The sequence below is a fragment of the Candidatus Methylomirabilota bacterium genome (assembly GCA_035709005.1).
Classification (GTDB): Bacteria; Methylomirabilota; Methylomirabilia; order Rokubacteriales; family CSP1-6; genus 40CM-4-69-5.
This window is the reverse complement of the sequence record DASTFB010000121.1, coordinates 1-10,600: the sequence shown is the minus strand read 5'-3', so window position 1 is coordinate 10,600 and position 10,600 is coordinate 1. Positions and strand designations below refer to the sequence as shown.

The 10,600-nt window shown below is 68.5% G+C and carries 11 protein-coding genes; 1 reads left to right on the top strand and 10 read right to left on the bottom strand.

Translation table 11 applies throughout. From position 1 onward, the window contains the following. Positions 1 to 294, bottom strand: a 294-nt coding sequence (locus VFR64_20915; protein HET9492199.1) for a biotin/lipoyl-containing protein, incomplete at its 3' end; no start/stop codon positions are given. 102 nt (positions 295 to 396) lie between these two features. Between VFR64_20915 and VFR64_20910 the strand changes: the two genes are divergently transcribed. Further along, on the top strand, positions 397 to 876 hold the full coding sequence (locus tag VFR64_20910; protein ID HET9492198.1) for a PRC-barrel domain-containing protein: 480 nt from the start codon (positions 397 to 399) through the stop codon (positions 874 to 876). Positions 877 to 933: 57 nt separating this feature from the next. Here the strand turns inward: VFR64_20910 and VFR64_20905 are convergent, their stop codons facing one another. The 9 genes from VFR64_20905 to VFR64_20865 all read right to left on the bottom strand — a co-directional run. Beyond that, a complete protein-coding gene (locus tag VFR64_20905) occupies positions 934 to 1,842 on the bottom strand; it encodes an endonuclease/exonuclease/phosphatase family protein (protein ID HET9492197.1) in 909 nt (302 codons plus the stop codon). Positions 1,843 to 1,846: 4 nt separating this feature from the next. Further along, the gene (locus VFR64_20900; protein ID HET9492196.1) at positions 1,847 to 2,827 is read right to left on the bottom strand and encodes an alpha-ketoacid dehydrogenase subunit beta; all 981 of its coding nucleotides are present in this window, start codon (positions 2,825 to 2,827) and stop codon (positions 1,847 to 1,849) included. After that, positions 2,815 to 3,960, bottom strand: coding sequence for a pyruvate dehydrogenase (acetyl-transferring) E1 component subunit alpha (pdhA, locus tag VFR64_20895; GenBank protein HET9492195.1), 1,146 nt, complete (start codon positions 3,958 to 3,960; stop codon positions 2,815 to 2,817). The genes VFR64_20900 and pdhA overlap by 13 nt, the downstream gene beginning before the upstream one ends. Before the next feature lie 57 nt (positions 3,961 to 4,017). Further along, entirely contained in the window at positions 4,018 to 4,851 is an 834-nt protein-coding gene (locus VFR64_20890; protein ID HET9492194.1) for a carbohydrate ABC transporter permease, read from the bottom strand. Continuing rightward, on the bottom strand, positions 4,848 to 5,732 hold the full coding sequence (locus tag VFR64_20885; GenBank protein HET9492193.1) for a sugar ABC transporter permease: 885 nt from the start codon (positions 5,730 to 5,732) through the stop codon (positions 4,848 to 4,850). The genes VFR64_20890 and VFR64_20885 overlap by 4 nt, the downstream gene beginning before the upstream one ends. Positions 5,733 to 5,817: 85 nt before the next feature. Beyond that, positions 5,818 to 7,104 (bottom strand): extracellular solute-binding protein, encoded by a 1,287-nt coding sequence (locus VFR64_20880; protein HET9492192.1) that lies wholly within the window; start codon positions 7,102 to 7,104, stop codon positions 5,818 to 5,820. Positions 7,105 to 7,124: 20 nt separating this feature from the next. Beyond that, entirely contained in the window at positions 7,125 to 9,116 is a 1,992-nt protein-coding gene (locus VFR64_20875) for a TRAP transporter fused permease subunit (protein HET9492191.1), read from the bottom strand. Between the two features lie 9 nt (positions 9,117 to 9,125). Next, the gene (locus tag VFR64_20870; GenBank protein ID HET9492190.1) at positions 9,126 to 10,298 is read right to left on the bottom strand and encodes a TAXI family TRAP transporter solute-binding subunit; all 1,173 of its coding nucleotides are present in this window, start codon (positions 10,296 to 10,298) and stop codon (positions 9,126 to 9,128) included. Between the two features lie 94 nt (positions 10,299 to 10,392). Then, a partial coding sequence (locus VFR64_20865) for an enoyl-CoA hydratase (GenBank protein HET9492189.1) occupies positions 10,393 to 10,600 on the bottom strand: 208 nt, incomplete at its 5' end.

Genomic DNA, 10,600 nt, shown 5'->3' with positions numbered 1-10,600 from the left:
CCGGGCGAATGTTGTATTGAGCTGAGGGGCGGTGCCCCCGTCCCCGCTCGCCCCGCCGGTGTCTGCGAACGTAACGAGGACGTCCCCAACTCTCACGGTCTGGCCCGATCGGACGTGGACGCGCTCGACCCGTCCGCCCATTGGCGACGGGATCTCGACCTGCGCCTTGTCCGTCTCCACCTCGAGCAGCGGCGAGTCCTCCTGGACGACCTCGCCCTCACGCACCAGCACCTTGATGATCTCGGCCTCGGTGAGCCCTTCGCCCAGGTCGGGCAGCCGGAACGCGCGCGCCATCGCGCCCATTGTAACTACGCCGCCGGTGGCTTTGCTGCAAGTCCGGTGGCACCCGCCTTGCTCTATGAAAGGATGCCCAGCCGGGCGAAAGGAGCCAAGACTGTGAAGAACTTTGCAATGGCGTTGTTGCTCACGTCGCTGACCGTTCCCCTGGCGCTGGATGCCTCGGCGCAACAGACCCCTGGGGAGCGACGCGACACGCAGATGCAGCGGGACACGCAGCGGCAGGCCTGGCAGAAGCCCGCCGACGCGGTGGAGTCGAACAAGCTGATCGGAGCGAAGGTGAAGGGCGCCGATGGCAAGGACGTCGGTGAGATCGACGCGCTCATCGTCGATACGGACGGCAAGGTCAGTCACGTCGTCGTCGGGCGGGGCGGCGTCGCCGGCATCGGCGAGACCAAAGTCGTGGTGCCGTGGTCCGACGTGAAGATGAGCTGGGACCGCGACCGCGACAACCCCGTCATCACCATGGATTCCACGGTGCTGGAGCGCGCTCCGCGGTACGAGCGTGGGGCGATCCGCCACCGGGAGCGGACGCCGGCCGCCAGCCCGGCCACCACGCCGAAGACCCGGGAAAAATAACGAGCAGCGTTCGTGCATCGCGGGCGGACGGCCGGCGGCCGTCCGCCCGCCCGATTCTCATCGACGCTCGAGCAACTCCAGGTCGGCCAGCACGCCGTAGTGGTCGGAGGGCCAGAGGACGGCGCCGTTGCCGAGCCGGCCTGGCGTGTTGAGCACCACCCGGCTCGACCGCACCCGCACGCTCACCGCGGTGCCCGGAAGCACGAACACGTAGTCGACGCGCCGGTACACCGTCGATTCCGGCACCTCGATCCGCTGCCAGACGGTCCATCCCGCCGCTCCCGGATTGGCCGCGCTGAACACGTCCACGAAGCCGGCCCCGGCCAGCGCGGCGATGGCCTCGCCACCCTGGACCGCGTTGAAGTCGCCCATCACCACCGACGGCAACGCGTTGCGCCGGGCCCCCACCAGCTCGGCGACCCGGCGATGCTGGCAGGTATCGCGGGTGGTGTGGGTGGAGTAGACGTCGAGGCTCCCCCAGGAAGTCACGAGCGCCGCGCGCAGGAGCACGCGCGGGTCCAGCGCCTGGCTGCAGCGGGGCAAATCGTGAACCTCCCAGCCCGCGATGGGGAAGCGGCTCAGGACCGCGGGTCCCTCGGCAAAACCGATCAACCACACCGCGAACTGGTTCAGCAATCCGAGCGGAAAGACCCGGGAGGTGGCCGGCGCGTGGACGTGGTGAAGCCCGAGCTCGCGGGCGAGGCTGGCGGCCACGTTGCTGCGGCCGTGACCGGTCGAGGCTTCCTGGAGCGCGATGACGTCGGGGTCGAGGGCCCGGAGCTCGCGGACAGCCAGATCGAGTCGGCCGTCGAGCCAGGCGGTATCGCCGGTCAACCCCGAGGCGGCCCCACCGTGGAAGATGTTGAAGGTGACGACCCGCAGAGTGCGGTCGGGCGTCTCCTGGCCGAAGGCGGCGGCGCCGGTCGGCAGCAGGGCGCCCAGCGCGAGCCCGGCGATCAGCCGCACCAGGTCAGTACGCGAGCGTCTCGCGCACGGCCGCCACGACGCGGCCGGCGTCCGGAATGTGGGTCCGCTCGCGCGCGAACCCCACGAACGAGACGTCCCAGGCCGTCACCCGGCGGATCGGCGCCTCCAGGGACAGAAAGGCTCCCTCCACGATGGACGCGGCGATCTCGGCCCCAGGCCCGAAACTCCGGGGGGCCTCGTGCACGATGACCGCCCGGCCCGTCTTCTGCACGGAGGCGACGACGGTCTGCCGGTCGAGCGGCGAGATCGTCAGGAGGTCGATCACCTCGCACTGGGCGCCGTCTTCCCCGGCCAGCACGTCCGCCGCCTCGCGGGCGACCCGCACCATCGCCCCGTAGGCGACGAGCGTGAGGTCCGTCCCTTCGCGCACGATCTGGGCCTGGCGCAGGGGCAGCGCCTCGATCTCGTCGGGCACGTCTTCTTTGGCCGCATGGTAGAGGGCCTTGGCCTCGAAGAAGACGACGGGGTCGGGGTCTCGTATGGCGCTGACGAGCAAGGCCCGGGCATTGCGCGGGCCAGAGGGCACCACGATCGTGAGCCCGGGGATGTGGGCATAGAACTGCTCCTCGGACTCCGTGTGATGCTCCAGCGCCCGCACCCCGCCGCCGTAGGGCATGCGGATCACCATCTGGCAGTGAAACCGGCCCTGGGAGCGCAGCCGGTAACGGGCGGCGTGGTTCTCGATCTGGTGGAAACACTGGAAGGCGAACCCGGAGAACTGGATCTCGCACACCGGCTTGAGGCCGTAGAGGGCCATGCCCACCGAGGCCCCGATGATACCGGCCTCGGCCAGGGGGCTGTCGATGACGCGCTTGCTGCCGAACTTGCGGTGCAGATCCTCGGTCACGCGGAACACGCCGCCATCCACGCCGACGTCCTCGCCGATGACGACGATGTCCTCGTCGCGCTCCATCTCCTGGAGCAAGGCCAGGTTCAGCGCCTTGACCATGTTCAGCTTTGCCATCGGGTCGTCCTGCGCTGCCCCCGCATGGGAGGCGAGGGAGGTTCGGGTTCCGCCTGGCCCGGATCGCGCGCCGCCTGCAGCCAGGCGGCCAGATCGTCGCGCTGGGCGGCGAGGTGGGCGGGCAACTCCGCGTAGACGTGGCCGAACACGCTGAGCGGATCCGCGGGGCCGACGGCCTCGAAGCGCTGGACGGCCGCGGTGATCTCGGCGTCGACTTCCGCCTCCAACCCCTCCGGCAACAGGTTCCGCTTCTTGAGGTGCTCGGCGAAGCGAGTGAGCGGGTCCTTCCGCTCCCACTCCCGCACCTCCTCCTCCGAGCGGTACTTGGTGGGGTCGTCGGCCGTCGTGTGCATGGCCAGGCGGTAGGTCACGCACTCGATCAGGGTCGGCCCGTCGCCGCCGCGAGCCCGGGCGACCGCCTCCCGGCTGGCCGCGTACACCGCGAGCACGTCGTTGCCGTCGACCTGGATGCCGGGCAGCCCGTAGGCCAGCGCCTTCTGGGCCAGCGTGCGGGAGTGCGTCTGCTTCTTGAGGGGGACCGAGATGGCCCACTGGTTGTTCTGGCACACGAAGACGACGGGGACGTGCCAGACGCCCGCGAAGTTCAAAGCTTCGTGGAAGTCCCCCTCGGACGTGGCGCCGTCGCCGAAGAAGGCCATGACCACCACGTCGTCGCCCCGGTACTGGGCGGCATACGCCAGGCCGACCGCGTGAGGCAGCTGGGTCGCCACCGGGATGGTGACGGGCAGGTCGTGCTGATCGGGCGCCGGCTGTCCGCCTTCGACGTACCCGGAGAAGAACAGCAGGAGCTTCTCGATCGGCCAGCCGCGCCACACCATGGCCGCCGTCTCCCGGAAGGACGGCACCATCCAGTCCGTGGGGCGGAGCGCGAACACGCTCCCCATCTGGGAGGCCTCCTGGCCCTTGATGGGCGCGAACGTGCCGATCCGGCCCTGCCGCTGCAGCCGCACCATCCGCTCGTCGAGCCGGCGGCCCAGCAGCATCGCGCGGTACAGCTCCTGCAGCCGCTCCGGCGCGATGTCCGGCTCCAGCGTCGTGTCGAGATTACCGTCGGCGTCGAGGACCGACAGGAACTCCACGGAGAAGCGAGGCTCGAGCGTTTTCCTCGGCATGGTCCGCCTGAGGTCATTGTACCGGAAAGGTCCGCCGGGACCGTGCGCCCGCGGCGCCTACTCCTTGAGCCCCGAGAACGCGATGCCGCGGACGAAGGCGCGCTGGAAGCACAGGAAGATCAGCGCGGTGGGGATCATGCCGATGACCGCGATCGCCATGATTTCGTGGTAGGCGGCGGAATCGATGCCCTCCATCTGGGCCAGCCCGAGGGGGAACGTCTTGAGCGTGTCCCGGGAGGCGACGATGAGGGGCCACAGGAACTGGTCCCAGTTGTCCCGGAAGGTCAGCAGGGCCAGGGCCCCCAGGGCGGGCTTGCAGTTGGGCAGAATGACGCGCCAGAAGATGCCGCGTTCGCTGCAGCCGTCGAGCCGGGCCGCCTCGATGAGGGAGTCGGGCAGGTCCTTGATGTACTGCCGCATGAGGAAGATTCCGAAGGCGTCCACGGCCAGCGGAACGATGAGCCCGCCGTAGCTGTTCACCAGGCCCAGCCCGCGGACCACCAGGAACGTGGGGACCAGCACGATCTCCAGGGGCAGCATGAGCGTGCTCAGGATCAAGCGGAACGACACCTCGCGATAGGGGAACCGGAACTTGGCGAGGCCGTAGCCGGCCAGACTGCAGAACAGTAAATTTCCCGCCATCACGGCCAGCGCGACGACCGCGCTGTTGAAGAAGTACACGGCGAAGGCGCCCCGCGAGAGCGCGTCCGGGTAGTTCGACCACTGGGGCTCCCGGGGCAGCCAGCGCACCGGCAGCTCGAAGACCTCGCTGCCCGTCTTCAGCGAGGACGACAGCATCCAGAAATAGGGCAGGAGCGTCAGCCCGATGCCGGCGATGGTCAGCAGCGTCACCAGGCGCCCGCCCCAGACCCGCAGCGCCTTGTCGCTCATTCCAGCCCTCCGCGGCGCAGCAGGCGCAACTGGACCAGGGTCAGCGCGAACGCGAAAGCGAACAGCACCATGGAGGCGGCGGCGGCCTCCCCCATGCGGTGGTACGCGAACGCCGTGTCGTAGATGAAGTACGGCAGCACCCGGGTGGTCCCGTTGGGGCCGCCCTCGGTCATGACCAGGGGATTGAGGAAGACCTTCATCGCCGACAGCAGCGACATGACCATCACGAACAGGATGGTGGGAGTGAGCAGCGGGATGGTGACGTGCCGGAAGCTCTGCCAGGCTCCGGCGCCGTCGACGCGCGCCGCTTCGTGGTACTCGCGGGGGATCGCCTGCAGCCCGGCCAGGTAAATGACCCCGAAGAGCGGGATGCCCCGCCAGATGCCGATGAGGATCAGCGCGGGCAGGGCCGTCTCCTCGGTCGTGAGCCAGTTGATGCGCCCGATGCCAACGTAGCCGAGCAGGGTGTTCACCACCCCGAGGGGGTTGTACATGAACTTCCACACCAGGGCGACCACGATCTGCGACATCGCGATCGGGAAGAAGTAGGCCAGCCGGATCAGCGCGCGCCCGGGCAGGTGACGATTCAGGAGCAGGGCCAGCGCCAGCGCCAGGAACCACTCGGGGATGGACACCCCGAACATGTACTTGAACGATACCCAGAAGGATTGGTGGAAGAGCGGGTTGTTCCACACGGCGCGGTAGTTCTCGAGGCCGTGGAAGACCGGCGGACTCATGAGGTCGTACTGGTAGAAGCTCAGCCGGAACGCCTCGAGCATCGGGTAGAGCTTGAAGGCGATCAGGTGCAGCAGCGCCGGGAACACGAACAGAAAGCCCGCCCAGGCCAGGCGGGTGTGCAGCGAGAACCGCCGCCAGGCCACCGCCTGTCGCAGAACAGTCCGCCATCGCGGCCACGGCTGCGCCCGGGCGGGGGCAATCGGCTGTCGGGCCATACCGCCGGTTCGGCTACTGCTTGACCAGCGCGGCGTCGATCTCCTTGCAGGCCTGGTCGAGGGAGGCCTTGGGGTCCTCGTTCCGGAGGACCACGCGCTCCATGGCCCGATGCATGGCGTCGCTGATCTCGATGAAATAGGGCGTCCGGGTGACGAAGTTCCCCGTGGAGAGATCGTTGATGAACACGTCGAGGTATCGGGTCTTCCGCGCTTCCTCCATGCCGGGCAGCTGCAGGAAGTTCGCGCTCGGATACGGATAGGACGTCTTTTCGTACCACTGCTTCGGGTCGCGGATGACGTGGCGGATCAGATCGTGCACCGCCTTCTGCTTGGCCTCGGGGACGTGAGGGTTGACGGCGAGCGCGAATCCGTAGACGACGCTGACGGGCTTCTGCGGGTTCACCTGTGGGAACGGCACCACCTTGACGTCGGCCATCATCTTGGGACCGAACTGCGCCACGCTGCCGGCGTGGGTGATGAACATGGAGACGCGGCCCTTCGGCATGTCATCGGCGGGCAGCGCGTTCGTGGCCACGCTGACCGTGGGATCGGAGATCTTGTACTTGTGGACGTACATCGACCGTACTTGCATGGCCTTGACGCCAGCCTCCCCGTTCGCCGTGCACTTCCGCCCGGCGCGATCGAGGATGCTGCCGCCGTGCTGCCGGATGAGGCCTTCCATGTACCACATCGTCCACGCCGAGGAATGCATGGCGAAGTCGAAGCCCTCACGGGCCATCGTGCTGCCCTGCATCTTGACGAGCTTCTGGCCGACCCGCCCGATGTCCTCCCAGGTGCGGGGGGCGTCCTTGTCGGGGTCCAGGCCGGCCTCGCGAAAGTGCTTGCGATTGAGGTAGAGGCTGAAGGTGGAGGAGACCACGGGCACGGCATAGAGCCGGCCCTCGTGGATGTAGCCGTCCAGCGCGCCCGGCAGATAGGCCTTCTTCATGTCCTCGAGGTTCCGGTAGCCCAGCCACTCGGGCCGGATGGGCGCCAGGACGTCCTTCGTGGTGAAGCTGGGAAGCAGGGTGTCGATCACCGTGAACATGTCGGCCGCTGACCTCGTGGAGAGCGCGGCCGACAGCTTCTTGAAGTACGGCGTCATGGCGAAGAACTCGTACTGGACCTGCGTGTTCGGGTTCTTCTTGTTCCACTCGGCCACCAGCTCCTTCGAGTACGTGTTGTGGGGCGGGTTGCTGTGCTCCCACCAGGTGATGGTCCCCTGCTGAGCGAACGCCGGCTGGCCCGGGAGCACCGCCGCCAGGGCGAGCGAGAGCAATCCCACGAGGGCTCGCTGCATGATTCAACCTCCTTCTTCATTCAGGCGATTGACCCGCGACCCTGTTCCGCGACGGCCCGAACCGGCGAGCGCGGGGTGACGGCGGAGCGGACAGCGGCGACGCCGAGTAGCGCCCCGTACGTCAGTGTGGCCAGGCCCAGTCCGATCAGGTCGGTGATCGGCTCCGGCGCCGCCAGGAGCAACCCGGACACGACGAAGAGCACCCGTACCGCCAGGCCGGCCGCGTTCCCCGCGAGCGCCCCGATGCCGAGCGCGTACCCCTGGAGCCCGTAGGACAGCAAGCCGACGCCGAGCGCCGCCCCGGGGAACACCCAGAGGAGGCCGAGCGCGGTGGCGTCCTGAGCGACGAGCAACGGGTTGTAGACGAAGAAGAACGGCAGAATGTACTTCACGGCGCCGAAGCGCATGGCCTCGAAACCGGTGCGCATGGCGCCGCAGTGGGCGATGCTGGCCGCCGCGTAGGCGCCGATGGCCACCGGCGGGGTGATGTAGGACAGCATCGCCCAGTACATGATGAAGAGGTGCACGGCGACGGCGTTCAGGCCCTGCTGGATGAGCGCGGGGGCCAGGACCACGGCCAGGAAGACGTAGGCCGCCGTCATCGTCATCCCCATCCCGAGCACGAAGCAGGCGAGCGCCCCCAGCACCAGCAGCAGGAAGACGTTGCCGCCGGCCAGGCGGATCATGTCGCTGGAGAAGGTTCCCGCTACCCCGGTCACGGCGAGGGCCCCGATGATGAGCCCCACGGCCGCCAGGATCGTCACCAGCTCGGCCAGCACGCGCCCCATGCCGGCCAGGAAGTCGAGGAACGAGCGCGCGCTGAACCTCGTCCCGCGCCGAACCATAGCCAGCAGCAGCAGGAGCGCCGTGGCGAAGAAGGGCGCGTGCGCCTCGCGGCGCAGGTTCACCAGCAGGAACACCAGCACGGCGAACGCCAGCAGGAAGAACCAGCCGAAGCGCAGCGTCGGCCCGAAGCGCGGCAGCTCGAGTCGGGGTAGCCCGCGCAACCCGTGGCGGGCGGAGTAGGCATCGACCTGGAAGTACAGGCTCAGATAGAACAGCAACGAGGGGATCGCGGCCGCGATGGCCACGTCGATGTACGAGATGCCCAGGATGGAGGCCATCACGAAGGCGGTGGCGCCCATCACCGGCGGCGTGAGGGCGCCGCCCGTCGAGGCGGTGGCCTCCACCGCCGCCGCCACCTCGCCCCGGAAGCCCATGCGCTTCATCATGGGGATCGTGATGGCCCCGTCGGCCACGATGTTCGAGACCACGCTGCCGCTCATGGAGCCGAACAGGCCGCTGGCGACGACGGAGACCTTGGCGGGCCCGCCCCGGAAGGCGCCGAGCATGGACATGGCGAGGTCGTTGAAGAATCGCCCGCCCCCCGTCACCTGCAAGGCCTCGCCGAAGATGATGAAGCCGATGATGAGCGTGCCGAAGACCCGCATGGGGATCCCGAGCACGGCCTCCACGCTCATCGTGTGGTAACGGAGCGTGTCGGCGAACGACAGGTTGAAGCCCGAGATGGGCCCGGGCATGTCGCCGGCGACCACGGGGTACAGGGAGAACGCGAAGACGAGGACGAACAGGGCGATGCCGCCGGCGCGCCGGGCCCCCTCCAGCACGAGCAGCCACAGCACGGCGCCCACCCAGACGGCCTCGATCGGCGCCCGGAAGTCCCAGGCTTCCTCCAGAATGCGCAGGCCGTGCCACGCGAAGTAGGCGGGGGCGGCGACGGCCGCCGCGAAGAGCAGCGCGTCGTACCAGGGCACGCGGTCCCGCGCCGCCCCCCGCCACGCGGGAAAGATCAGGAAGGTGAGGGAAAAGAACAGGCTCAGCAACAAGTACAGATAGCGGTTCTCGAGCAGCACGACGCCGGCGAAGAAGTTCAGGTTGAAGAGCTGATTGATGGCGAGCAGGGTGCCGGCCGTGCTGAAGCTGATCAGCACGGCCTGCCACCCCGGCGGCAACGCCCGGTGACGGCTCATGAGCGCGGGCTCGGCCGCCATGGCCCTGGCCTACTCGGTCCAGTACGCCTCGAGGCCGGCCTCCTTGAGCGCCGCCGCCCGGATCCCCATCCAGTGCGTGGTGAAGTCCTTCACCTTGACCTTCTTCTCCGAAGCCAGGCCGATGGCGCGGTCCCAGGCCTTCTGGAGGACCTCCTGACGGCGCACGAGCTGGTCGTTGTGCTTCTGCTGCTGCGCTCCCCAGACGCCCTTCTCCTTGAAGTACCGGATGGCGCCCTCGTGGTAGGGCATGACCCAGGTGAGGTTCTGCTTGTCGAGAGCGAAGCCGGCATTGCCGGGGTGGGCGTTCACATAGTCCGGCAGAAGGTCGTAGATCATCCGCGTCTGGTGATAGACGAGGTCGGCGCTCTGGGTGGCGTAGGTTGTGACGATGGGGTAGCCGTAGGTGGCGCCCTTGTGGGGATTCTCCTTGGAGATCGTCCCCGCTCCCACCGAGGCCACGTGGTATTCGAATTGCGGGGCCACCTTCCTCAGGCGCTGCCAGCAGCCCGGATCCTCCTTGGGACTCGGCACGACCGGCGCCACGTACTTGCGCGGCGAGGCGGCCAGCTCGTAGACCAGCCCGGAGTTGGTGGAGGCGATGAAGGCGTCCGCCGTCCCTTCGATGACGGCCCGCGCCGAGGCGCCCCAGCTCGGGAAGTCGACCTTCTTCACGTCCTTCCAGCCGAGGTTGGCGCAGGCGAGAAACGCTTCCATGTTGGAGTTCAGGGCGGGGGCGCCGGCCACCCAGGCCACCCGCTTGCCCTTGAGATCATGGACCGTCTTGATGCCGGCATCCCCGGCGGCCGCCACGTTGCCGGTGTTGAAATCGCCCCACGCCGCGCCCAGGATGCGCACGGCCTGCGGACCCCAGTCGGTATTCCCGAAGTCGAGCACGCCTTCCTGGGACAGGAACGCCCCGGCGCCGAGCGCGCCGAACTGGACGCGTCCCGCGGCCAGGGGCGCCTGGCGCGAGACGTCGTTGCCGGCGGGCACGACGCGCAGCGTGAGGCCTTCTTTCTGAGCCATGGCGTGGCCGATCGAAGCCGCCTGGATGTAGCCGGCCGAACCGACGTCGTACGCCGTCCACGCCAGCGTGCGGGGCATCTTGAAGGCCTGGGCCCCCGCCGACGCCGCGAACGCGACGACCAGCAGGACGGCGGCCAGGAGTCCGCGTGTTCTCATAGATCACCCTCCTCGAGCGTATTGGTCCCCGAGCTTACCGCTATCCCGCCGAGCCGGCTATCCGCGACACGCCTGAAGCGCGGGCGCCGGCGGCTCAGCGCGCCGAGGGAAACTGCGGTGGCCGCTTTTCCCGGATGGCCTTCAGGCCCTCGCGGACGTCCTCGCCCATGAAGGTGAGCATCTCCAGGGCGATGGACTGGTCGAAGATGGGGCCGGCCATGCGGAGCCAGTTGTTCAGGGAGCGCTTGGTCCACCGGATCGCCTGCTGGCTACCCAGGGCGAGCTTGTCGGCGACCTCGAAG

What these genes read in the sequence shown, in the direction of transcription:
- VFR64_20890 (HET9492194.1), bottom strand. Translation starts at nt 4,851, where the DNA reads ATGAGCGACAAGGCGCTGCGGGTCTGGGGCGGGCGCCTGGTGACGCTG.
- VFR64_20900 (HET9492196.1), bottom strand. Translation starts at nt 2,827, where the DNA reads ATGGCAAAGCTGAACATGGTCAAGGCGCTGAACCTGGCCTTGCTCCAG.
- VFR64_20870 (HET9492190.1), bottom strand. Translation starts at nt 10,298, where the DNA reads ATGAGAACACGCGGACTCCTGGCCGCCGTCCTGCTGGTCGTCGCGTTC.
- pdhA (HET9492195.1), bottom strand. Translation starts at nt 3,960, where the DNA reads ATGCCGAGGAAAACGCTCGAGCCTCGCTTCTCCGTGGAGTTCCTGTCG.
- VFR64_20880 (HET9492192.1), bottom strand. Translation starts at nt 7,104, where the DNA reads ATGCAGCGAGCCCTCGTGGGATTGCTCTCGCTCGCCCTGGCGGCGGTG.
- VFR64_20875 (HET9492191.1), bottom strand. Translation starts at nt 9,116, where the DNA reads ATGGCGGCCGAGCCCGCGCTCATGAGCCGTCACCGGGCGTTGCCGCCG.